The sequence below is a fragment of the Janthinobacterium aestuarii genome (assembly GCF_051380835.1).
GTDB lineage: Bacteria > Pseudomonadota > Gammaproteobacteria > Burkholderiales > Burkholderiaceae_D > Janthinobacterium > Janthinobacterium aestuarii.
Genome location: NZ_JBNYXU010000001.1, coordinates 992,694 through 1,016,559, shown reverse-complemented (window position 1 = coordinate 1,016,559; position 23,866 = coordinate 992,694). Strand labels below are relative to the sequence as shown.

At 61.8% G+C, this 23,866-nt stretch carries 20 protein-coding genes; 1 reads left to right on the top strand and 19 read right to left on the bottom strand.

What is annotated here, in order from left to right; all coding sequences use genetic code 11:
- Positions 1 to 39 precede the first annotated feature (39 nt).
- The 17 genes from ACQ4WO_RS04575 to leuC form a co-directional block, all read right to left on the bottom strand.
- The gene (locus tag ACQ4WO_RS04575) at positions 40 to 813 is read right to left on the bottom strand and encodes a tetratricopeptide repeat protein (RefSeq protein WP_436480403.1); all 774 of its coding nucleotides are present in this window, start codon (positions 811 to 813) and stop codon (positions 40 to 42) included.
- A gap of 79 nt (positions 814 to 892) precedes the next feature.
- Positions 893 to 2,137, bottom strand: a complete 1,245-nt coding sequence (locus ACQ4WO_RS04570) for a cystathionine gamma-synthase family protein (protein WP_436480402.1) — start codon at positions 2,135 to 2,137, stop codon at positions 893 to 895.
- A 148-nt stretch (positions 2,138 to 2,285) separates the two neighbouring features.
- Positions 2,286 to 3,809: an amidophosphoribosyltransferase gene (purF, locus tag ACQ4WO_RS04565; protein WP_436480401.1), complete on the bottom strand. Its 1,524-nt coding sequence runs from the start codon at positions 3,807 to 3,809 to the stop codon at positions 2,286 to 2,288.
- Positions 3,810 to 3,847: 38 nt separating this feature from the next.
- Entirely contained in the window at positions 3,848 to 4,336 is a 489-nt protein-coding gene (locus ACQ4WO_RS04560; RefSeq protein WP_436480400.1) for a CvpA family protein, read from the bottom strand.
- Between the two features lie 20 nt (positions 4,337 to 4,356).
- Positions 4,357 to 5,340 carry an SPOR domain-containing protein gene (locus ACQ4WO_RS04555; protein WP_436480399.1) on the bottom strand — a complete coding sequence of 328 codons (984 nt, stop codon included), beginning with the start codon at positions 5,338 to 5,340 and terminating at the stop codon, positions 4,357 to 4,359.
- Positions 5,341 to 5,364: 24 nt separating this feature from the next.
- Positions 5,365 to 6,663: a bifunctional tetrahydrofolate synthase/dihydrofolate synthase gene (gene folC / locus ACQ4WO_RS04550; RefSeq protein ID WP_436480398.1), complete on the bottom strand. Its 1,299-nt coding sequence runs from the start codon at positions 6,661 to 6,663 to the stop codon at positions 5,365 to 5,367.
- A gap of 101 nt (positions 6,664 to 6,764) precedes the next feature.
- On the bottom strand, positions 6,765 to 7,637 hold the full coding sequence (gene accD / locus ACQ4WO_RS04545; RefSeq protein WP_010400390.1) for an acetyl-CoA carboxylase, carboxyltransferase subunit beta: 873 nt from the start codon (positions 7,635 to 7,637) through the stop codon (positions 6,765 to 6,767).
- Between the two features lie 212 nt (positions 7,638 to 7,849).
- Positions 7,850 to 8,647, bottom strand: coding sequence for a tryptophan synthase subunit alpha (gene trpA / locus ACQ4WO_RS04540; protein WP_436480397.1), 798 nt, complete (start codon positions 8,645 to 8,647; stop codon positions 7,850 to 7,852).
- A gap of 78 nt (positions 8,648 to 8,725) precedes the next feature.
- Positions 8,726 to 9,976: a tryptophan synthase subunit beta gene (gene trpB, locus ACQ4WO_RS04535; RefSeq protein ID WP_436480396.1), complete on the bottom strand. Its 1,251-nt coding sequence runs from the start codon at positions 9,974 to 9,976 to the stop codon at positions 8,726 to 8,728.
- A complete protein-coding gene (locus tag ACQ4WO_RS04530) occupies positions 9,969 to 10,652 on the bottom strand; it encodes a phosphoribosylanthranilate isomerase (RefSeq protein WP_436480395.1) in 684 nt (227 codons plus the stop codon). The genes trpB and ACQ4WO_RS04530 overlap by 8 nt, the downstream gene beginning before the upstream one ends.
- Before the next feature lie 28 nt (positions 10,653 to 10,680).
- The gene (truA, locus tag ACQ4WO_RS04525) at positions 10,681 to 11,484 is read right to left on the bottom strand and encodes a tRNA pseudouridine(38-40) synthase TruA (RefSeq protein WP_436480394.1); all 804 of its coding nucleotides are present in this window, start codon (positions 11,482 to 11,484) and stop codon (positions 10,681 to 10,683) included.
- A 290-nt stretch (positions 11,485 to 11,774) separates the two neighbouring features.
- Entirely contained in the window at positions 11,775 to 14,225 is a 2,451-nt protein-coding gene (locus ACQ4WO_RS04520) for a motility hub landmark protein FimV (RefSeq protein ID WP_436480393.1), read from the bottom strand.
- A gap of 244 nt (positions 14,226 to 14,469) precedes the next feature.
- Positions 14,470 to 15,597, bottom strand: a complete 1,128-nt coding sequence (gene asd / locus ACQ4WO_RS04515; RefSeq protein ID WP_436480392.1) for an aspartate-semialdehyde dehydrogenase — start codon at positions 15,595 to 15,597, stop codon at positions 14,470 to 14,472.
- Between the two features lie 45 nt (positions 15,598 to 15,642).
- On the bottom strand, positions 15,643 to 16,713 hold the full coding sequence (gene leuB / locus ACQ4WO_RS04510; RefSeq protein ID WP_436480391.1) for a 3-isopropylmalate dehydrogenase: 1,071 nt from the start codon (positions 16,711 to 16,713) through the stop codon (positions 15,643 to 15,645).
- A 125-nt stretch (positions 16,714 to 16,838) separates the two neighbouring features.
- Positions 16,839 to 17,486, bottom strand: a complete 648-nt coding sequence (gene leuD / locus ACQ4WO_RS04505) for a 3-isopropylmalate dehydratase small subunit (protein WP_436480390.1) — start codon at positions 17,484 to 17,486, stop codon at positions 16,839 to 16,841.
- A gap of 51 nt (positions 17,487 to 17,537) precedes the next feature.
- Positions 17,538 to 17,660, bottom strand: coding sequence for an entericidin A/B family lipoprotein (locus ACQ4WO_RS04500; RefSeq protein WP_010400408.1), 123 nt, complete (start codon positions 17,658 to 17,660; stop codon positions 17,538 to 17,540).
- A gap of 68 nt (positions 17,661 to 17,728) precedes the next feature.
- A complete protein-coding gene (gene leuC, locus ACQ4WO_RS04495) occupies positions 17,729 to 19,132 on the bottom strand; it encodes a 3-isopropylmalate dehydratase large subunit (RefSeq protein WP_436480389.1) in 1,404 nt (467 codons plus the stop codon).
- A gap of 330 nt (positions 19,133 to 19,462) precedes the next feature.
- Between leuC and ACQ4WO_RS04490 the strand changes: the two genes are divergently transcribed.
- Positions 19,463 to 20,593, top strand: a complete 1,131-nt coding sequence (locus ACQ4WO_RS04490) for a S41 family peptidase (RefSeq protein WP_436480388.1) — start codon at positions 19,463 to 19,465, stop codon at positions 20,591 to 20,593.
- 66 nt (positions 20,594 to 20,659) lie between these two features.
- Here the strand turns inward: ACQ4WO_RS04490 and ACQ4WO_RS04485 are convergent, their stop codons facing one another.
- Together ACQ4WO_RS04485 and ACQ4WO_RS04480 are read right to left on the bottom strand one after the other, a co-directional pair.
- Positions 20,660 to 22,552 carry a chemotaxis protein CheA gene (locus ACQ4WO_RS04485; RefSeq protein WP_436480387.1) on the bottom strand — a complete coding sequence of 631 codons (1,893 nt, stop codon included), beginning with the start codon at positions 22,550 to 22,552 and terminating at the stop codon, positions 20,660 to 20,662.
- Positions 22,552 to 23,409 carry a protein phosphatase CheZ gene (locus ACQ4WO_RS04480; protein WP_436480386.1) on the bottom strand — a complete coding sequence of 286 codons (858 nt, stop codon included), beginning with the start codon at positions 23,407 to 23,409 and terminating at the stop codon, positions 22,552 to 22,554. Before ACQ4WO_RS04480 ends, ACQ4WO_RS04485 begins: the two co-directional genes overlap by 1 nt.
- Between the last annotated feature and the right edge of the window lie 457 nt (positions 23,410 to 23,866).

Below are 23,866 nucleotides of genomic sequence, written 5' to 3'. Positions count from 1 at the left end.
CTTAACTCCCACCCTAACGACAGCATCGGCAAACCTGCCTTACTTGTTTGGCACAGCGCTTGTCACCCATTGCGGCGTGTTCGCACTACGTGAGCGATTCAGTTCACTCATTTCATTTTCCGTCTGAATTTTCTTATTCTCAGCCAGGAGGTACTCCTCTGTTCTGGCTTGCCACTTGTCGCGCTGCGCCAATATCTTTTGCGCCAGCTCACGACCTTCGGCGCTCACCCGCGCATAGGCCGCATCCATGCGCAACTTAGCCTTTTCAAATTCCTGCTCATTCATCAAAGCTTCAATGGCAGACGGAATGGCTTTGCCAGGCGGCAAAGAAGCATTGAGGTTACTGACAAAACCGTTATAGCACGTCATCCAGGCATCAACACTATCGGCCACATCTCTGATCTGACGCTTGGTTTTGGAGAATTCAGGAATCACCGGAGTGACGCACTTCATTTTACTCAAGGCAACATCCTCGCCGGCATATGCGTTGACATAGTAATCAATGTCGCCTTTTCGCTCGACACGGCTAGCCATAAGGGCCAATGCAGCATCGGCATTCTTGTTACCTGCCTTGGATGCCTGCGCAAACCATTGTCCGGCTTGCACGGCATCGACACCCACTCCCTCACCATACAAATACATCTCACCCAAATGAAATTGAGCCTCCGCATTCCCTGCCTGAGCCAGCTTCTTGTACAAATCCAAGGCTTGCGGATAAGCCTTGGATTGCAAGAATTTATTCGCATCAGTCAGGTCATCAGCATATACGACGGAAGAAAATAATAAAAAAACACTCAATACAATTTTTTTCATTCCCACTCTCCAATTAAGAAATAGACACATATGCTTTAATTGCACTTAAATGTAATCTTTTTCTCAGAAAAGTGAAACCTTATTCTTCTTTCAATGCTTGCTTGAAATCATCCAGCAAATCGACTTCGTCTTCGATGCCGACGGAGACGCGAATCAGGGATTCGGCAATGCCCATGCTGGCGCGGCGCTCGGCACCCATCTCGTAGAAAATCGTGTGGGCGACGGGAATGACGAGGGTGCGCGTGTCGCCGAGGTTGCTCGCGGGAATGGCAAGATTAAGACGATTGAGGAAATCGAAGCAGTCGATGCCGTCCTTCAATTCAAAGCTGAACAGCGAGCCATAGCTGCGGAACAAGTCTGCTGCCAGTGCATGCTGCGGGTGCGACGCCAGGCCCGGGTAATGCACGGCCGCCACTCTCGGGTCCGCCTGCAACATGGTGGCCAGCGCCAAAGCGTTCGAGCAGGTGCGATCCATGCGCAAGGCCATGGTTTCCGCGCCGACAGCGATATGGTGCGCCGCTTCCGGCCCCAGCGACGCGCCGAAATCGCGCAAGGCCTTGGCACGGATTTGCGCGATGCCCCACTGGGCCGGCGCCGCCTTCTTGTAATTTTCAAAGATGTTCGGATACTGCGTCCAGTCGAACACGCCCGTGTCCGTCAAGCTGCCGCCCAGTGCATTACCGTGGCCGCCAATGGATTTCGTCAAGGCATTGACCACCAGGCCCGCGCCCACGGCTTTCGGGCGGAACAGGTACGGCGTCGTCATCGTGTTGTCGACGATGTACAAGATGCCCTTCTCGCGGCACAAGTCGCCGATTTTTTTCAGGTCGGCGATTTGCGTACGCGGATTGGCGATGGTTTCCACAAACACGATGCGCGTGGCTGGCGTAATGGCGGCCGCCACGTTGGCGACGTCCGTGGCGTCGACGAACGACACAGCTATGCCCTGCCCCGTCACCGTTTGCCACAGGCTGTTGGTGTTGCCAAACAAAAAGGCCGACGACACGACATGGTCACCCGCGCGCAACAACGATTGCACCACGGCGCCGATGGCGCCCATGCCGGTGGCGAAACACAAGGTCGCCACGCCGTCTTCCATCTTGTTGACCTTGTCTTCCAGCGCGGAAACGGTCGGGTTACCCTGGCGGCCGTAGCGGAAACCCGCTTCCTTGCCCTGGAACACGGACGCAAGCTGGCGCGCATCGGCGTAACCGAAAGCAACGGAAGTATGCACCGGCTTGTGCAGCGAGCCGTGTTCGATCCCCTTGCGGCGGTCGTTGTGCAGGATGGTGGTGGTGAAGCCGTAGTTTTTTTTGATGGTCATGGTGGAAGTTCCAAATACTCGTCTTGCCGCTTAACCCAAGGCAAGTGCTGGGGTCAGTCCCTCCGGGATCGGAATGCGCACCACTGGCGCGCGTGCCCCCGACGGGTCTGACCCCGAAAAAAAAGCCCGGCAATAGCCGGGCCTAGTATCAAGCCTCGGTAGTAGCGAGGTTCAGGTTCAGCTGGGAACGCGGCGTATCTTCGGGCGCTGCCGCCTTCGGATGGTGGCGCGCATATTCCAGGCGGTCCAGGTATTCCTGCGACACGTCGCCTGTCACGTAGATGCCATCGAAGCACGACGCCTCGAAGTTCGTCAGGGCCGGGTTGACGTCGGCGATCGCCTGCTTCAGCGCGCCGATATCCTGGTAGACCAGGTAGTCGGCCGTGATTTCGCGGCACACTTCTTCCGTCGTGCGGCCGTAGGCGATCAGCTCGTCGCGCGTCGGCATGTCGATGCCGTACACGTTCGGGTAGATCACCGGTGGCGCGGCCGAAGCGAAGATGACTTTCGTCGCGCCCGCTTCACGCGCCATCTGCACGATTTCACGGCTGGTGGTGCCGCGCACGATGGAATCGTCGACCAGCAGCACCACTTTATCCTTGAATTCGGACGGGATCGCGTTGAGCTTCTGGCGCACGGATTTCTTGCGCGCCGCCTGGCCCGGCATGATGAAGGTACGGCCGATGTAGCGGTTCTTGATGAAGCCTTCGCGGTACTCGATGTTCAGCGCCATGGCCAGCTGGATGGCGGCCGGACGCGAAGAATCGGGAATCGGCATGACCACGTCGATATGCACGCCTGGCAATTCGGCGCGGATCTTTTCGGCCAGGTATTCGCCCATTTTCAGGCGCGTGGCGTACACGGAGGCACCGTCGATGACGGAGTCGGGACGGGCCAGGTAGACGAATTCGAACACGCACGGGTTCAGGCTGGCATTGTCGGCGCACTGAGCGCTGTGCAATTTCTTGTCTGCATCGATAAAGACGGCTTCGCCGGGACCGATGTCGCGCACGAAGCGGAAGCCCATGCCTTCCAGGGCCACGGATTCGGAAGCGATCAGGTACTCGGGACCTTGCTCCGTTTCATTGATGCCCAGGCACAGCGGACGGATGCCGTGCGGATCGCGGAAGGCCAGCAAGCCGACGCCGGCGATTTGCGCAACGGCGGCGTAACCGCCCTTGACGCGGCGGTTCAGCACGGTAACGGCCTTGAAGATGGCTTCCGGGTCCAGGTTCAGGCCCGTCGTCGCTTCCTGGATTTCATGCGCCAGCACGTTAAGCAGCACTTCCGAATCGGAATCGGTATTGATGTGGCGGCGGTCGTTCTTGAACATTTCCAGCTTCAACTGTTCCCAGTTGGTCAGGTTGCCATTGTGCGCCAAGGTGATGCCAAACGGCGCATTCACATAGAACGGTTGTGCTTCCTCTTCGCTCGACGAACCGGCCGTCGGGTAGCGGCAATGGCCGATGCCCGTCGTGCCTTGCAGCGAACGCATGTTGCGCGTACGGAAGACGTCACGCACGAGGCCGTTGGCTTTGTGCATGGAAAACATACTGCTGTGATTGGTCGCAATCCCTGCCGCGTCCTGACCGCGATGTTGCAGGAGCAACAATGCATCATAGAGCAATTGATTGACAGGTTGATGGGAAACGACGCCGACGATGCCACACATGGTGTGCTCCTAAACTGTGCTACTGATTTTAAAAAAATTCAAAATTTCACATGCTGCGCGTAAGCGGCAGGCAGATAAGGCTTGATGGCGCGCGCGCCCTGCTCCGCGAGCGGGCTGAGCTGCGCATTTTTCCAGAATGGCTGCTGCGGCATGGAAGTCATGCCACACAAGATGACGGCGGTCAGCACGATCACAAGACCCCGCGCCACACCGAACAGAGTGCCCAGGGTGCGGTCCGCCAGGCTCAGGCCCGTCACCTTGACGAGCGCGTCGACCGTCATGGACAGCAATCCCATCAAAATGCGCACGCCGATGAACAGCACGACGAAAGCCAGCAACAAACGGATGGCTTCGCCGGGCACGGCTTCCGGCAAGAATTTCGCCAGAGTGGCGCCATAGGCGTTGGCAATGACGAACGCCACGATCCAGCTGACCAATGACAGTATTTCCTTGACCAGGCCACGCATCATGCTGATCAGCACGGACGTCACCAGCACGAACAGCACCAGGTAATCGAAGATCGTCACGCGCGTTCAGCCTTGCAACATCACGCCGGTACCAGGCTGCCGCCCAGGCCCAGCTTTTGCAGCTTGGCGCGGGTCTTTTCAGCGTCTTCGCGGCTGCCGAATGGCCCCACGCGCACGCGGATGCGCTCGCCCGCCGGGCTGGAGACTTTCTGCGTGTACGACTTGATGCCCGCATCGCGCAGCTTGTCCTGCAATTCGTCGACCTTGTCCTGCGTCGCCAGCGCCGCCACCTGCACCACGAACTTGCCGCTGCCGGCGTCATGTGCCTTGTCTTGTGCTTTCTCTTGCGGCTTGCCTTCCAGGATAGCCAGCGCGCGCGCGGCATCGTCAGCCGATTGCGCCGGTTTGGCAGGCTTCGGCTCGGGCTTGGCTTCCGGTTTTACTTCATGCTTGGGCTCAGGCTTGGGTTCGGGCTTGGACTCGTGTTTCGGCTCCGGCTTGGTTTCGTGCTTCGGCTCCACCTTGACCGGCTTCGGTTCAGGCTTGGGCTCGGGTTTCGGTTCCACATAGGTCGGTTTGACCGGTGCAGGCTGGGCAGCGGCCAGCACGGGGGCCGGTGTGGGTGTCGGTGCAGGGGTCGGCTTGGCCGCAGGCGGCAGCGGCGCATCGACGATTTCCTCGGACTGGTCCAGGCCATTCGCTGCCGCCTGGGCCGGGACGGCCGGCACGGGCGCCGGTGCAGGCGCAACGGCCTTTTCCTTCGACGGAATGTCGATGGCGATATCGTTGAACGGCGCCTTCGGCTCGGAGTCGAGCAGCATCGGCAAGCCGACAGCCACGCCCAGGGCCAGGGCAATGGCCCCGACCAAGCGGCGGCGTGCGCGCTTTTTTTCAGGCAAGACCGGATCCGGCGCTTCCTTGCCGCCACGGCGCGATCCGCCGCCACCGGCCGTGTTGGCGGCGCGCTTGCGGGTCGGCGACTGCGCTTCGCCAGGGACATAAAAGCCGCTGTCTTCGCCAGAGGATTCTTGCTTGTTTTTAAACAGTTTCGAGAACAAGCCCATGCGTGATTTTCAGTCGAGTGCGTTTCAGTGAAGTGAGGATTTTCGGGCCTTCATCACGCCGGCAACGGTGAGGAAAGAACCAAAGACCACAATTCTATCATTCTCACCGGCCCGGCTCATTGCATTTGCAAAAGCTTGTGCCGGATCATCGAAAATAGACACAGTATGTTCGCTGCTGTCGGGCTTATCTTCGAGCATGATCTGCACCTTGGCGGCCAGCTCGGAAGCCGTGGCCGCGCGCGGCGAAGGCAGGCCCGTCAGGCACCAGTGGTCGACGTGTTCGCTCATCGCGGCCAATACGCCATCGATATCCTTGTCCTGCATGGAACCGAACACGGCATAGGTGTACGGGTGGAAACCCATATTGCCGAGGTTCTGGTTCAATGCCGAGGCCGCGTGCGGGTTGTGCGCCACGTCGAGGATCACGCTGGGGCGGCCAGGCAAGACCTGGAAGCGGCCCGGCAATTCCACCGTCACGAGGCCCGTGCGCACTTCCTGCGCGCCCACGGGCAGCTTCAACTTCAGCACTTCCAGCGCGGCCAGCACGGCCGTCGCATTGAGGATCTGGTTGGCGCCGCGCAAGCTTGGATACGCGAGCGAATTGCGGCGCTGCTCGCGCCCGCCGTAGTTCCACTGCTGCTTGTCGCCCGAATAATTGAAATCGCGGCCCATCAGCCACAGGTCGGCGCCGATGGCCTCGGCATGGTCGATCAACGATTGCGGCGGCACGGGGTCGCTGCAGATGGCCGCCTTGCCCGGACGGAAGATACCGGCCTTTTCAAAGCCGATCGCTTCGCGCGTGTCGCCCAGGTAGTCCGTGTGGTCGATATCGACGCTGGTGACGATGGCGACATCCGCGTCGATCACGTTGACGGCGTCCAGGCGCCCGCCCAGGCCCACTTCCAGGATGGCCACGTCCAGCTTCGCCTGCGACAACAAATGCAAAATCGCCAGGGTGGTGAATTCGAAATACGTCAGTGGCGTATCGCCGCGCACGGCTTCAACACAGTGGAAACTGGCGACGATCTGTTCGTCGCTGGCCATCTCGCCCAGCACGCGCGCGCGCTCATTAAAATCGAGAAAATGCGGCTTGATGTACAGCCCCACTTTGTAGCCGGCGCGCAACAGTACGGATTCCAGCATGGCGCAGGTGGAACCCTTGCCATTCGTGCCCGCCACCATGATCACGGGGCAAGTAAACGCCAGCTGCATGCGCGCCTTGACGGCTTGCACGCGGTCCAGGCCCATGTTGATCTGGGTTTCCGAATGGCGGGCTTCCAGCATGGCGAGCCAGTCCGGCAAGGTGGTGGGGAGGTTTTGCATGGGAGGCTTCTTGATGAGGAGACAGTGCGCGAGGCGCGGAGACGGTGTTGCGTGGCAACCGGGCGGGTCCGCAGGACACCGCCCGGCCTGTTACTTTGGCGTTACGCCAACACTTCCACAGCCTGGTTTTGCAACAAGGCCAGCAGACGGGCGATTTCTTCGCGCATCTTGCGGCGGTCGACGATCATGTCGACGGCGCCCTTGGTGACGAGGAACTCGGCGCGCTGGAACCCTTCCGGCAGTTTTTCGCGCACGGTGTTTTCAATCACGCGCGGGCCGGCAAAGCCGATCAGCGCTTTCGGTTCGGCGATCACGACGTCGCCCATGAAGGCGAACGAGGCGGACACGCCGCCCATGGTCGGGTCGGTCAGCACGCTGATGAATGGCAATTTCTTTTCGGACAGCTTGGTCAGCATGGCCGTAGTTTTCGCCATCTGCATCAGGGACAGCAAGCCTTCCTGCATGCGCGCGCCGCCGGTGGCGGTGATGCAAATGAACGGCACTTTCTGTTCCAGCGCGATTTGCGCGCCGCGCACGAAGCGCTCGCCCACGACGGAACCCATGGAGCCGCCCATGAATTCGAATTCGAAGCACGCCACGACAACCGGCAGGCTCATGATGGCCCCGCCCATGACGACCATCGCATCCGTCTCGCCCGTCGCTTCCATGGCGGACTTCAGGCGGTCAGGGTATTTCTTGCTGTCCTTGAATTTCAAGGTATCGACGGGCAGGATTTCCTGGCCGATTTCATAGCGGCCGCCCGCGTCGAGCAGGCTGTCGAGGCGTTCACGCGCGCGGATGCGCATGTGGTGGTCGCATTTCGGGCACACGTGCAGATTCGATTCCAGGTCCGTACGGTACAGCACGGCTTCGCACGACGGGCACTTGACCCACAGGCCTTCCGGCATGGTCTTGCGCGCGGCAGCATCAGAACGCTGGATGCGCGGTGGCAGCAGTTTTTCCAACCAACTCATATTTTCTCCTTGGGCCCTTGTAGGGGTAGCGTCGATGGACGCCCCCGGCAGACGGTAAACTGTAAACGGTAAAACGGCGACGCCCCGCAGGGCGCCACCAAAAATTTTATCTATTGCACAATAACAGGCAAATCAGTGGCCGAAGTGTAGCCGTTTATCGCCGGGCTGTCGAACTTTGCCGCCACCCGGGCTTGCGTAAACAACAAGCTTGCTCAGGCGTCCAGTGCGGCGCGGATGCCTGCCGTAAAGCTGCGCACGGCATCGACGGCACCGCCTTCCGGGGCATTTTCAATTTCCTGGATGATGCGGCTGCCGATCACGACGGCATCGGCCACCTTGGCAACGGCCTTGGCCGTGGCGCCATCGCGGATGCCGAAGCCCACGCCGACAGGTAATTTTACATGCTGGCGGATGGCCGCGAGGCGCTCCGCCACCTGTTCCGTATCAATGTTGCCGGCGCCCGTGACGCCCTTGAGCGACACATAATAGCTGAAGCCGCCGCCAACCTTGGCCACTTGCGCGATGCGCTCTTCCGTCGAAGTGGGCGCCAGCAGGAAAATCAGGTCGAGGCCCGCTTCGCGCATGGCGCCGGCGAATTGCTCGCACTCTTCCGGCGGATAGTCGACGACGATGGCGCCGTCGGCGCCGGCCTCTTGCGCCGCTGCAATGAAGGCGGCGCTGCCGATGCGCTCAATGGGGTTGGCATAGCCCATCAGCACCACGGGCGTCGTCTGGTTCGTCTCGCGGAACTGGCGCACGTAGCCGAACACGTCGTGGATGCCGACGTTGAATTTCAAGGCCCGCTCGCAGGCGCGCTGAATGACGGGGCCTTCGGCCATGGGGTCGGAAAACGGCACGCCCAGTTCGAGCACATCGGCGCCGCCCTCGACGAGCGCATGCATCAGGGGCACGGTGGCGTCGGGGCCGGGGTCGCCGGCGGTGATGAAGGTGACCAGGCCGGTCTTGTTGTTCGATTTTAAAGTGGCGAAGGTGGTGGCGATACGGGACATGGATATCTCTTTTCTGAGGGAAATTGAAGGCTGGGGTCAGACCCGGCGGGTCTGACCCCGGTAGTCAACAGCTAACGATCAGCTAAAGTTGAGTCCCATGCGCTCCGCCACGGTATGCATGTCCTTGTCGCCACGGCCCGACAGGTTGGCCAGCACGATCTGGTCTTTCGGCAAGGTGGCCGCCAGCTTGGCCGCGTAGGCCAGGGCATGCGACGATTCCAGGGCCGGGATGATGCCTTCGATATGGCAGCAGTCGTGGAAAGCCTGCAAGGCCTCGTCGTCGGTGATCGACACGTATTGCGCACGGCCCGAGTCTTTCAGCCACGCATGTTCAGGTCCAACGCCAGGGTAGTCGAGGCCGGCCGAGACGGAGTGCGTCTCGATGATCTGGCCGTTTTCATCCTGCAGCAGATAGGTGCGGTTGCCGTGCAGTACGCCCGGGAAGCCTGCCGTCAGCGAAGCCGAATGCTTGCCCGTGTCCAGCCCTTCGCCGGCCGCTTCCACGCCGATCAGTTTCACATCTTTCTGGTCGATGTACGGGTAAAAGATGCCCATGGCGTTCGAGCCGCCGCCGATGCAGGCCAGCACATAGTCGGGCTGGCGGCCCGTCATTTCCGGCATCTGCACCAGGCATTCCTCGCCGATCACGGACTGGAAGTCGCGCACCATCATCGGGTACGGGTGCGGGCCTGCCACGGTGCCGATGATATAAAAGGTGTTTTCGATATTGGTGACCCAGTCGCGCATGGCTTCATTCAACGCATCCTTGAGGGTCTTGGAGCCCGACTCGACGGGCACGACGGTCGCGCCCAGCAATTTCATGCGGTACACGTTCTGCGCCTGGCGCTTGACGTCTTCGCTGCCCATGTAGACCACGCATTCGAGGCCGAAGCGAGCGCAGATGGTGGCCGTGGCCACACCGTGCTGGCCCGCGCCCGTCTCGGCGATGATGCGCGGCTTGCCCATGCGCTTGGCCAGCAGGGCCTGGCCGATCACGTTGTTGATCTTGTGCGCACCCGTGTGGTTCAAGTCTTCGCGCTTGAAATAGATTTGCGCGCCGCCGGCCAGCTCGGACCAGCGCTTGGCGTGGTAGATCGGCGACGGACGGCCGACAAAATGTTTCAGCTCGTAGCGGAATTCTTCAAGGAATTCCGGGTCGACGCTGTAGCGCGCGTAGGCGTCTTTCAGCTCGGCCAGCGCATGCGTGAGCGTTTCGGCAACAAAGGAGCCGCCGTAGGGGCCGAAGTGGCCGCGCAGGTCGGGAAACGGGTAGTCAGTGGCGTGGAACAATGCGGCGGCTGCGCCGGGCGCTGTGGTATGGTCATTCATGGTTGTTTCCTCTGGCAATGATGGCATCGGCATCCTGCACCGCGGCGATGAACGCGCGGACTCGGGATGCGTCCTTGATGCCCTTGGACGCTTCGACACCACTGCTGATGTCGACGGCGTAAGGGCGCACGCGCACCACTGCGTCAGTCGCGTTTTGTACGCTCAAGCCACCACTTAAAACGACCCGAGGCGCGAGTTCTTTTGGAATGAGGGACCAATCAAATACCTTTCCTGCACCGCCGTAGGCATCCACATAGGTGTCCAGCAAGAGGCTGGCAAACAAGGGACTGGCGGCGCGATAGCGCTGTTCGTATTCTAGCAAATCTTCAAAGCTGGTGTCGGGTTTGACGCGGAACACTTGCGCAAACGGCGTATTCACGGCCGCGGCCAGCGCGGCGCTGTGTTCGGGCGTCTCGTCCCCATGGAATTGCAGCATCGATAAGGGCGCAACGGCCCTGGTCGCCCGCACCTCGTCCACGCTGGCGTTGACGAATAAGCCCGCCGCCGTCACGTAGGGCGGCATGGTCGCGATCAGGGCAGCTGCCTGTTCGGGCGTCACATAGCGGGGGCTCTGCGGATAAAACACGAAGCCGATGGCGTCGGCGCCCGCCGCCACGACAGCGTGAATGTCTTCTACTCTGGTCAGGCCGCAGATCTTGATGCGTGTGCGTGGCATGGCAATCCTTTATTTAATTTGATGCGGATCAAAACCAGGGCAAGGCGCTGCTGCTGTCTTGCGGCAATGCCCATTTCGGATCGTAATCGATCTGCGCCAGGTACAAGCCGTCCGGCATGAAGGTGGGTGCGGCCGCGTGGCGATCCTTGCTTTCCAGCAAATGCCCGAGCCATTCCGGCTTTTCGCGCCCCGTGCCGATGTAGACGAGCGAGCCGACCAGGTTGCGCACCATGTGGTGCAGGAAAGCATTGGCCGTAATCGTGAAAATAACGCAATCGCCGCGCCGCTCGATGCGGATGTCATGCATGAGCTTGACGGGCGACTTGGCCTGGCATTGCGCGGCGCGGAAGGCCGTGAAATCGTGCCAGCCCAGCAGCGGCTGCACGGCCTGGCGCATCAGTTCCACGTCGAGCGGACGGAAAAAGAAGCCGGCGCGCCCTTCCACCAGCGGCGAACGGGTGGCGTTGTTGTACAACACATAATGATAGGTGCGCGCGCGGGCGCTGAAGCGGGCGTGGAAGAAATCGTTGACCGTTGGGTCGCCTTCGAGTTCCCTGGCCCAGCGCACGGCGATGGATTTCGGCAGGAAGGCGTTGACGCCGCGCACCCACGAGTGCACGTCGCGGTTCAGTTCCGTATCGAAATGCACGACTTGCTCGAGCGCATGCACGCCCGTATCCGTGCGGCCGGCGCACGTGGTGGCCAGGCGCACGCGGGCAAACCGCTCCAGCGCGTTTTCCAGCTGGTCCTGCACCGTCTGCCCGTCTTCCTGTTTCTGGTATCCATGCCAGGCCGTGCCGTCGTACTGCAGGCCGAGGACGATACGCTTCAATGGCGTTGCTGTCGTAATATTTTGCATCGAAGCATTATACCGGCGCGGCAGCCTGCCGCGCCTTCCGGCCACACAAGCGCCTGAGACGGCGTTCAGGGCAAGGCGCACGGTCGAAGACAGTACGACCAGTACGACGAGACCGTGCAACGCCGCCATGGACGTCGTATCTGGTGCTTGAAAGCGAGCGAGACGGCGTTCAGGGCAATGCGCACGGTCGAAGACAGTACGAATAGTCAAGGTGAACGCCATGACCACGCAACGCAGCCATGGACGTCGTATCGACGCTTAGCCTAGCTGAGCAGAGCACGCATGGTATTGGCTTTCGCAACCTGTTCGGCGCTACCACCCTTGATAACCTCATCGATCAGTTCGCGCGCGCCTTCCTTGTCGCCGATTTCCTGATAGGCGATCGCCAGGTCCAGCTTGGTATCCATTTCCATGTGGATGGCCGACAGCGGGTCGTCCACGCCCACGCTGGCCGTCTTGCCATCGTTGAGGTCCAGGTCGATGCCGGACAGGTCGAACTCCTGTGCCGGCGGTATGGCTTCCGGCAAGGCCGCAGGCGTTTGCGCATCGTCGAACAGGCTGTCGATGGAAGGCGCGACCGGCGCGGCAGCCGGCGCCACGGGCTCGTCGAGGTCGAAATGGGCCAGGTCGACATCCTTCAGCGGATCAGGCAGCGGCGTCAGGCCGGCGCCCACGCCATTGACGGGGCCGGCTGGCGGTTCCAGGTCCAGACCGAAATCCATGCTGGCGTCATAGTGCGCATCCTGCGTGGCGGAGACCGGCTTGCTGTCCGGTCCCGGCATGACGATCGGGTCGCTGGTGGAAACAGGCTCGAAATCGAGGCTGTCGAGGTCGAAATCGAGGGGATCGCGCGCATCGCGGGCCGTCACGGAAGACACCGGCTCGGCCGGCGCCAGATCGGCCAGCGGTGCTGGCGGCTCGTCTGGCAAGTCCATGCTCTGGCCATGCACGTCGTCGCCGGCAGCCTTGCTCAGGCTGACAACGGCGTCGTCTTCCGTATCGCCATACAGGGGATTGGTGGGGTCGAGCGCCAGGCCCAGCGCGGCCGCCTGCGGCCACTCTTCTCCCTGGCCCCGCGTCAGGCTGTACAGCTCGCTGGCCTGGTCTTCAAACGCACGCACGTCGTTGCGTGCCGAATAGATTTCCAGCAGCTTCAGGCGGGCAGCATGGCGTTCCGGGTGGATGCGCAAGGCTTCCTTGAGGATATCTTCCGCCTGGCCATCGCGGCCGTAGGCGATATACACGTCCGCTTCGGCGACCGGGTCCGTTTCATTCGCATCGAGCATGCTGGCGCCCGCTGCGGCGGCCACGCCGGCAGCGGCGGCGCCCGTACCGAACAGGTGGTTGCTCGCTTCGGACTGCTGGTCTTCCGGTGCCAGGCCGGACGGCGGCGTCACGGGCGCTTCCGGTTCGACCACGGGCGCGATATCTTCGGGCGGCGGCGGCGCCTCCTTGCGGCGGCGCGCGACCACCAGCGCGGCCACGGCCGCCAGCAGCGCGGCGATGCCGATGCCGATGGCGCCCAGATGGTCATTGATCTTGTCGGTGATGGTCGGTTCCAGAGGCGACGGCTTTTTCACCAGGGGCACCGGTTTCGCTTTCGGAACGGGCGGCTGGGCTTCGGCTGGCACGCTGGCAACAACCGGTGCGCTGGCGACGACCTCGGCTGGTTTGGCGGGCGCCGGGGCGCTCTTGTCGGCCATGGCTTTGCTCTTGACAGCCATCAACTTTTCCAGGTCGCTGACGTTCTTTTCCAGCTCCTTGACGCGAGCGGCCGCTTCATCGACCTGCTTCGCCTTGGCGATCTTGTCTTCCTCGCTGGCCACCGCGCTCTTGCCGGCCGACTTGGCCGCCGGCTCCGCCTTCGACAGTTTCAGTTTGTCTTGCGACTCGCTCACGGCCGTCGGTTTTTCCTGCACCTTCGTCGCGCCGATCTTGCCGGCCGTGCTTTGCGTCGCTTGCGCGGCCTTGGCCGGCTTGCTTTGCGACACCTGGCCCGCCAGTTTGTTGCGGTAGGCTTCGAAATCGATGGCGTGCGCCGTCACGATACCCTTCGCTTCAGCCGCACCGGTGGCGCGCACGGTGTCCGCGCCCGGCACGGCCAGGATGCGCCCGGCCTGCATGCGGTTCATGTTCTCACCCTTGAAGGCGTCGGGATTGGCGCGGTACAGAGCGACGAGCATCATGTCGAGCGACACGCCCGATGGTTTCAGTTCGCTGGCGATGCGGCTCAGGGTGTCGCCCGTCCTGACCTTGTATTCCCCGGCCGGCTTTTTCGCCGCGGCTGGGGCAGCTTCGGCGGCCGCCTTGCCTTTGCCCGGCTCGGCCGGCGCCGTCACTTGCGCGCCGCGCGTCTGGCGCGCTTCCGGCGTGTCGAGCACGAACGCATATTCGCGCACCTGGCGTCCGCTCTTGCTGCTCAGCTCCAGCAGCAGGTCGACCATGGGTTCGGCCACCGGCTGCGCCGAGCTGATGCGGATGAAAGGCTTGCCATTGCGGTTTTCCACGGCAAACGTCAGCGCGTTCAACGCGGGATTGAATTCCACGTTGGCCTGGCGGTAGGCATCCGGCGGCGCCAGCTTGGCCAGCAAGCTCGATGCTTCGCCTGGCTTGATGGCCGATAATTCGACCTCGGCGCGCAGCGGCTGGCCGGCGGCGGACAGCACCGTGATCTTGCCCAGCTCGGCTGCGGATGCCGCCGGTGACAATAACACCGCACAGGCGACAGCGCTGCTGAGTGTTTTAATGGCAAGGGAGGCGACCCGGGGACGAGTGTGTACAGGCATAGTTGGCGGCATCTTAGTTGACATGGGAAAACTGTTACTTTTCCAGAGGTATCAACATATCATCATGCCCAGAGCTATGCAAGCTCCGCATGGTTGAGCCTTGACGGGCTCAGGATGAAAAAAAAGCCGGGAAAACAGCCCCGGCTTGATCTTGATCAGCAATTTATGGCGGTTACGCGTCAAGCAAAATGCGCAGCATGCGGCGCAGCGGCTCGGCCGCGCCCCACAGCAACTGGTCGCCCACGGTGAAGGCAGACAGGTATTCGCCGCCCATGCTCATCTTGCGCACGCGGCCGACGGGTATCGTCAGGCTGCCCGTGACGGCGGCCGGCGACAGGTCGCGCACGGACGCTTCGCGCGTGTTCGGCACGAATTTCACCCATTCGTTGTTGCTGGCGATGATGTCGTTGATTTCATCGAGCGGCACGTCTTTTTTCAGCTTGATGGTCAGCGCCTGCGAATGGCAGCGCATGGCGCCGATGCGCACGCACAGGCCGTCGACTGGAATTTCCTTGGTGCCAAAATCGAGGCCGCGGCCGAGGATCTTGTTCGTTTCCGCGCCCGCCTTCCACTCTTCCTTCGACTGGCCGTTGCCCAGATCCTTGTCGATCCACGGGATCAGGTTGCCGGCCAGCGGCGCGCCGAATTGCTTGATTTCATCCGACGAATAGCCGTGCTGGGTGGCCAGCACCTGGCGGTCGATTTCCAGGATGGCGGAAGCGGGGTTGTCCAGCAGGGCCTTGACGGAACCGTTGATGGTGCCAAATTGCGTCAGCAGTTCGCGCATGTGTTGCGCGCCGCCGCCCGATGCCGCCTGGTAGGTCATCGACGTCATCCAGTCGATCAAATCGTGCTGGAACAGGCCGCCCAGGCCCATCATCATGCACGAGACGGTGCAATTGCCGCCGATGTAGTTCTTGACGCCCTTGCCCAGCGCATCCTTGATGACGTGCAGGTTGACGGGGTCGAGCACGATGACGGCGTCTTTTTCCATGCGCAAGGTCGATGCCGCATCGATCCAGTAGCCATTCCAGCCGCTGGCGCGCAGCTGCGGGAAGACAGCGCTCGTGTAGTCGCCGCCCTGGCAGGAAATAATGATGTCGCACTTGGACAGTTCGGCGATGTTGTTGGCATCCTTGAGGATGGTTTCATTCTTCGCCATGGCCGGCGCCGAGCCGCCCGTGTTCGAAGTGGTGAAAAACACCGGTTCGATGTGGGCGAAATCGCCCTCTTCCTGCATGCGTTGCATCAGGACCGAACCGACCATACCGCGCCAACCTACCAAGCCAACTAATTTCATTACCATTCCTCAAGATGAGACGGCGACTGCCGTCATTAGACTATTTTATCCCAGTGCTTTTACAACTGCATCACCCATGGCCTCGGTACCGACCAAAGTCGTGCCCGCTTCGTGGATGTCGGCCGTGCGCAGACCCTGCGCCAGCACTTGCTTGACGGCACCCTCGATACGGTTTGCCTGCTCTTCGCGGTTCAGCGAATAGCGCAGCATCATGGCGGCCGACAAGATCGTCGCCAGCGGATTGGCGATGCCCTTGCCCGCGATATCGGGCGCCGAGCCGTGCGATGGTTCGTACAGACCCTTGTTGTTGGCGTCCAGCGAGGCCGACGGCAACATGCCGATCGAGCCCGTCAGCATGGCGGCCGCATCCGACAGGATGTCGCCGAACATGTTGCCAGTCACCATGACGTCGAATTTCTTTGGCGCCCGCACCAGCTGCATGGCCGCGTTATCGACATACATGTGGTCGAGCGCCACGTCCGGGTATTCCTTGTGCACGTCGGTGACGATGTCTTTCCAGAACTGGAAGGTTTCCAGCACGTTCGCCTTGTCCACGCTGGTCAGGCGCCTGTCGCGCTTTTGCGCAGCCTGGAAAGCCACGTGGGCGATGCGGCGGATTTCGCCTTCCGCATAGCGCATGGTGTCGAAGCCTTCGCGCTGGCCCTTGAACGGACCGTCCGGGCACTCGCGCACGCCGCGGGGCTGGCCGAAATAAATGTCGCCCGTCAATTCGCGGATGATCAAAATGTCCAGGCCGGACACCACTTCCGGCTTCAGGGTCGAGGCGCCCGCCAGTTCCGGATACAGAATGGCCGGACGCAGGTTGGCGAACAGGCCCAGGTTCTTGCGCAAGCCCAGGATCGCTTGCTCGGGACGGAACTGGCGCTCCAGGTTGTCATATTTGTAGTCGCCCACGGCGCCGAACAGCACGGCGTCGGCCGCTTTCGCCAGGGCCAGAGTGGCTTCAGGCAAAGGGTGGCCATGGGCCGCATAGCCGGCGCCGCCCACGGGCGCCGTTTCCAGTTCGAACGATTCGCCCAGCACATGCAAAACCTTGACGGCTTGCGCGACGATTTCAGGACCGATACCGTCGCCGGGTAAAATTGCAATTTTCATATTTTTACCTAAGAAAATAATTTAAGCGTGCCTGAAAAACGTTCAGGGCAAGGCGCATTGCCGAAGACAGTACGAATAGTACGGCTAGGCAATGCAACGCAGCCATGGGCGTTTTCTCTGGCATGCTAGATGACGTTGGCAAGCCAGGGTTGAGTAGCGAGATGCCGTTCTTCGAAGGCGCGGATGTCGTCGGCGTGGCGCAGGGTCAGGCCGATATCGTCGAGGCCATTCATCAGGCAATATTTGCGGAAGGCGTCGATCTCGAACGCATACGACACGGAACCATTGCTGGTGCGCACGCATTGCTGCTCCAGGTCCACCACCAGCTTGTAGCCGGGGAAAGCCTTGACTTCATTGAACAGGTGCTCGACCTGGCTTTCCGACAGCACGATGGGCAGCAAGCCGTTCTTGTAGCAGTTGTTGAAGAAGATGTCGGCAAACGATGGCGCGATGATGGCGCGGAAGCCATATTGATCCAGGGCCCAAGGCGCGTGTTCGCGCGAGGAGCCGCAGCCGAAGTTCTTGCGCGTCAGCAAAATCGAAGCGCCCTGGTAGCGCGGCTCGTTGAGCACGAACTCGGGGTTCAGCGGGCGGCGGCTGTTGTCCTGGCCCGGCTCGCCATGGTCGAGGTAGCGCCATTCGTCGAACAGGTTGGGGCCGAAACCGCTGCGGTGGATCGATTTCAGGAATTGCTTCGGGATAATCGCGTCGGTGTCGACGTTGGCGCGGTCCAGCGGGGCGACCAGGCCTTCGTAAATCGTAAATTTATCCATGCTGTTTCTACTCGGTAGGACGCGCGGCGCAGGGCGCCGGCACGTCACGGTTTATTTTCCGCCGGCGCCAGTAACGACCTGGCCGACTTTCTGCACGTCGCGGCCGATGCCGGAGACGGTATTGCAGCCAGACAGGATGACGGTGGCGATGAGGAGGGCGAAGAGTTTTTTCATGATGAGTTCTCGATAAGAAAGATGGGACTGGGGCCGCTAGTGTAAACCAGCGGCGCCAGCCCCTGCCGTCATCGCAATCCCCGCACGTCGACAAAGTGGCCGGCGATACCCGCCGCCGCCGCCATCGCGGGCGACACCAGGTGGGTACGGCCGCCCTGCCCTTGCCGGCCTTCGAAGTTGCGGTTCGACGTGGAAGCGCAGCGTTCGCCCGGTTCCAGGCGGTCCGCATTCATGGCCAGGCACATGGAGCAGCCCGGCTCGCGCCACTCGAAGCCGGCATCCTTGAAGATGCGGTCCAGTCCTTCGCGCTCGGCCAGGTCCTTGACGAGGCCGGAACCGGGCACCACCAGCGCCAGAGTGACATTCGAGGCGCGGTACTTGCCGCGCACCACGGCCGCGGCCGCGCGCAAATCCTCGATGCGCGAATTGGTGCAGGAACCGATGAAGACCTTGTCGATGCGGATGTCTTCGATGGCCGTGTTCGGCTTGAGGTTCATGTAGACCAGCGCCTTTTCCATCGCATCGCGTTTGACGCTGTCTTTTTCCAGGTCGGGGTCGGGCACGCGGCCATCGACGCCGGTCACCATTTCGGGCGACGTGCCCCAGGTCACTTGCGGCACGATGTCGGCCGCATTGAGGGTGACGACGAGGTCGAAGCGGGCGCCCGGGTCCGAATGCAGGGTGCGCCAATAGGCCACGGCGCGTTCCCAGTGCGGACCGGCCGGCGAAAACGGACGGCCCTTGACGTAATTGATGGTGGTGTCGTCGACGCCGATGATGCCGGCGCGCGCGCCCGCCTCGATGGCCATGTTGCACACCGTCATGCGGCCTTCCATCGACAGCGCGCGGATGGCCGAGCCGCCGAACTCGATACAGTAACCCGTGCCGCCGGCCGTGCCGATCTTGCCGATGATGGCCAGCACGATATCTTTCGCCGTCACGCCGGCCGGCAGCGCGCCGTCGACTTGCACCAGCATGGATTTGGATTTCTTTTGCAGCAAGGTCTGCGTGGCCAGCACGTGTTCCACTTCGGACGTGCCGATGCCGTGCGCCAGCGCGCCGAAAGCGCCATGCGTGGACGTGTGCGAGTCGCCGCAGACGACCGTCATGCCGGGCAGGGTCGCGCCCTGTTCTGGGCCGATCACGTGCACGATACCCTGGCGCTTGTCGTTCATGTTGAAGTAGGTCAAGCCGTAGTGCTTGGCGTTCTTGTCCAGGGTTTCCACCTGCAGGCGCGAGACCGGATCGGCAATGCCGTCCACGCGGCTGGTGGTGGGCACGTTATGGTCGGCCACGGCCAGGTTGGCGGAAATGCGCCATGGCTGGCGGCCCGCCACGCTGAGGCCGTCGAAGGCTTGCGGGCTGGTGACTTCGTGCAGCAGGTGCCGGTCGATATACAAAATTGTCGTGCCATCATCTTCGGCCCGAACAACGTGGGATTCCCAGAGTTTGTCGTAAAGCGTCTTCATCATGATTTATGCAGCGTTGCCACAGCCTGTAGTAAGTGATCAAGTGATACCAGGTCATACGGTGATCCACAAGGATTATGCCATATATTGGGCGACACAGAACCGAAACAGGCAAAAGCGTGGGATTGGCGATACAAAGTTTGGCCACATTGTTGGATATGAGCTGGAAATTGCCGATATCGGCTTGCCGGCGCCATCACAAGCCCATCCGTACGCGGCCGGCCGAAGGACTGACGGCGGCGGCAGAAATACATGTTTTTTACTCAATCTTTCGTGTATTGTGTTTCGACAATAATGACCGGCGCACGCGCGCCACCACACCTGGGGATTTCGATGAAACTGAATTTGTTGGCGCTGGCCGCCCTGAGCCTGGCCAGCTGCCATGCGGCGGCCACCACGCCGGGAGAAACATGCGTACAGGACTTGCGCGCCATTGCACCTTTCCTGCTGGAAAACGACACGGGCGCGCGCCAGCATCTGGAGCAAAAGGGACAGGCGCATTTCGACCTGGCGCTGGCCACGGCCACCACGGCGGCCGCCAGCGCAGCCGATGCCAAGGCCTGCGATGCGATCCTGGAAAACTATGCGCGCACGTGGCGCAAGGGCCACCTGCACGTGAAACCAGGCAGCGCGCTCGATATCGCCAAACCGGCGCCGGCCCGCCCCGCTACGCCGGGACAGGCAGCGGTATCGAAGGCGCCGGCGCTGCAGCTATTGTCGGACTCGACTGTACTCCTGACCTTGCCCAGCTTTCACAGCAGCTACCGCGCCGCCGTCGCCAGCCTGCTCGACACGCACCGCGCGGCGCTGGCATCGCGTCCCCACTGGATACTCGACGTGCGCCGCAACGGCGGTGGCAGCGACAGCACGTATGCGCCGCTGCTGTCCTGGATCAGTTCGGATGAAATCGTCACGATGGGCGCCGAATGGCTGTCCACCCCAGCCAATATCGACGGCCAGGAAAAAGTCTGCACGCTGCTGGCGCCCGGCGACCAGGCCTGCGCGGCCTTTGCAAGCCAGGCCGTGACGCAGATGCGCAGCGTCAAGCCGGGCCAGTACGCGCCGCAGCAAAGCAGCGGCACCGTCATCTATACGCGCGTGGACACGCCGGAGCCGCGCCGGCCGACGCGCGTGGCCGTACTGGTCGACCGCGACTGCGCCAGTTCCTGCGAAGAATTCCTGCTGGCGGCGCGGCAAAGTTTTCATGTGAAATTGATCGGCCGCAACAGCTACGGCGCGCTCGATTATTCGAACATGCGCCTGCACATCCTGCCGTCGGGCCAGCGCCACCTGCAATACGCCACCTCGCGCTCGGCCCGCTTGCCGCAACTGCAGGTCGACCTGGGCGGCATCATGCCCGACATCTATTTGCCGCCACCGAAGGACGAAGCGGAGCGCGCCGAGGAAGTGCTGCGCGTGCAGCGCTGGCTGGAAGGCGGCACGCTACGCCCCAACAATATTTGACACCGCTGGCGCCATAAAAAAGCCCGCTATATCTAGCGGGCTTTCGAATGAATAACGATATTTACGTCAGGCAGCGAGGCGCACACTACCCCTGCACCCGTCCATCAGGAAAGATAGACCCACGACCAGCACCAGCTCGCCTTCAGCCGAACGGGCCGTGCCCGTGATGCCTTCCACGGTGATGGCCGTCATCGGCTTGATCACGAGGTCGGCCGTGCCATCGACGGCTTCCACGGCGAGAATGTACGGCTGCGGTGCAGCGACAACGATGCCGACGCGCTCGCTGCACGATTCGTAGCCCAGCGAGCCGGCCAGCGACCGCACGGGCAATGGACGGCCCTGGTCTTTCAGCACGGGCGCGCCGCCCACTTCCATGAAGGTTTCCGGCAATTCGACGACGCGCTGCACCACCGCCATCGGCAGCGCCAGCGCGGCGCCCGAGGTCGACACGAGCATGGTCGGCACGATCGACAATTCGATCGGCAGGCGGATGGCGAACTTGGTGCCCTTGCCCAGCGATGATTCGATGTGAATGGCGCCGCGGTTTTTCTCCACGGCCGTTTTCACCACGTCCATGCCCACGCCGCGCCCGGAAACGCTGGAGGCGACTTCCTTGGTCGAGAAGCCCGGCAGGAACACCAGCTGGAAGCATTCGTCGTTGCTCAGTTGCGCGTTTTCGCTGATCAAGCCCTTTTGCTGAGCCTTGCTGCGCAGGAAGACCGGGTCCATGCCCTTGCCGTCATCCTGCAGCACGATCATGACGCTGTTGGCTTCCTGCCATGCTTTCAGCGAAATATACGATTTGGCGGGCTTGCCGGCGGCCAGGCGCGCTTCCGGCGATTCGACGCCATGGTCGAGCGAGTTGCGCAGCATGTGCACGAGCGGATCGTACAGGCTGTCCACGACGACGCGGTCGACTTCCGTTTCCGCGCCTTCGATCGTCAGCTCGACATCCTTGCCCAGGTCCTTCGCCAGCTCGCGCACCAGGCGCGGGAATTTCTGGAACAGGCGGCCGACGGGCTGCATGCGCGTGGCCAGGGTGGCCCGCTGCAGTTCCGTCGAGTAGCGCGAAGCGCGTTCCAGGGTTTCCGCCAGGGTCGCCATCAGGGTGGCGGCCTGGCCTTCGAATTTGAATTGCAGCAAGCGCTCGAGCAGCACGGCAGCCTGGTTGGCGGCCTGCACGGATTCGCCGGCCACTTCCAGCAGCGCGTCGAGCTTGACGGCGTCGACGCGGATGCTGTCTTCCTTGACGGGTGCGGCATGGCGCACTTCCGGACGCTCTTCGCGTCGTTCGGCGCCATCCCAGGCCTTGGCGGCCGGTTTGGCGGCGGCAGCGGCAGGTCCTGCAGGTGCTGCGGCGGCCACGGCGGCAGGCGCAGCGGCGGCGGACACGGGCGCGGCAGCGACCCGGCTACTCTCGGGCACGACGGCGTTGTACATGGCTTCCCAGTCCAGGCCATCGGCGCCGGCAGTGGCAACGGCAGCGGCTGGCGCCGCAACAACAACTTCGGCAACCTCGGCAACGGGCGCGGTCACTTCCGCCACGGCGGCGGCTGGCGCAGGTGCATCCATGCCCTTGCCTTCGATGGCGTTCGTCAGGATGTGTTCCAGCTCTTCCGGCATGGCTGGCAAGCTTTCCGGCGCGGCACCGTTGGCCAGTTCCGTCAGCTGGTCGGCCACGAAACCGGACGCTTGCAGCGCCGCCTCGATGGCGATCGGGGTCACGGGCGCGGCGCCCGTGCGCAAGGCGTCGAACAGGTTTTCTGTCAGATGGCAGGCCGCCACCAGCGCCGGCAAGCCCATGAAGCCGGCGCCGCCCTTGATGGTGTGGAAGGAACGAAACACGGCATTCAGTGTTTCCTTGTTGTCAGGATCGCGCTCGAGGCGCAACAAGTGCTCTTCAACATTAACCGCAAGATCCATCGCCTCAACGACGAAATCCTTGAGCATATCGTCCATTAGAATCCCAAATCCGCAAGAAGGTCGTCTACATTATCCTGGTCCAGCGCCACCGACGGCACGGACGGGCCCTGCATCAGCGGCACCGGTTTTTGCGCCAGTTTCTCGCGCACCTCGGCCGGCGCGTTGTCGCGCAGCAGCTGTGCCAGTTCGTTTTCCACCGTCTTGGTGATGTTGACCACTTTTTTGATCAGCTGGCCCGTGATGTCCTGGAAGTCCTGCGCCATCATAATTTCCAGCAAGCGCGCTTTTTCCGCTTCCGTTGCTTCGGAAACGGCTTGCGCGAACTGGCGCGAATCGCCGGCCAGAGCCTTGAATTCTTCCAGGCTCAGCTTGCCATCGAACAGGGCCGTCCAGCGGCTGTCCATGTCCTTGGCCTTCTTCGACAGCACATCTTGCGCCGGCATGCCTTCGTCGAGCGTGTTCAAAACCTTGTTGGCGGCCTGTTCGGTCAGGGTGGCGACGTATTCCAGGCGGTCCTGGGCGTCGACGATCTGCGACGACGCTTCCGTCAACGCCTTGTCATAGCCCAGTTCGCGCAGCGAATCGTGCAGCAGGCGCACGATGCCGCCCAGACGCTCGAACATCGGCTTGTCGGACTGGTCGACGGGATCGGCCGCGTCGCCAGGCGCATCGGCGCTGGCCACGGGCGCCGGGTCCGGCGCGGCTGGCGTTTCTGCCGCGGCGGCTGCCGGCACGGCGGCGCTGGCCGACACGGAGTCGAACAGCGCGTCGAAATCGTCATCCGCAATCACGGCGGGAGCGGGCGCGGCGGCAGGCGCGGGCTGAGCCGCGGCCGCACTTTGCGCAGATACTTCATCGAATAATGCGTCGAAATCATCAGCGGCGTTGGTCATATCCCTGCTTCTCCATAATTTGTCAAAATTCCGCCTGAACTGTGCGTTTTACAGACTGATACCCACAATTTCTCGATTAAGATGATTTGAGGCAATACCGCTGCGATGGTGCGAGTGTAGCAGGGCGCCGCCCTGTTGGTAAATCTCAAAACGCGCTTCCTGGTGCAAAGCTGGCCCACAAGAGCTTTTCCACCAGGAAATAAGTGTTCCTGCTGTTGTATTTTGAAATACTACCATTGGCGTGCGTGCAAGACCACGCGCAGTACAAGAAATCCTGCTTCCGGGCGCCTGCGCAACAGCGCAGTATGGACATCGTTGCAGCTAAAACACGATCTTTCTGTCAATGTTGTCTATACTGAAGGTGCAGTTGTGTTGATAATTATCAAGTCTTTACATGAATACAATGCTGCCGCCGCGTCTACAATAAGAGGCGTTGCGCGCGCTCAGTCACCGTTAA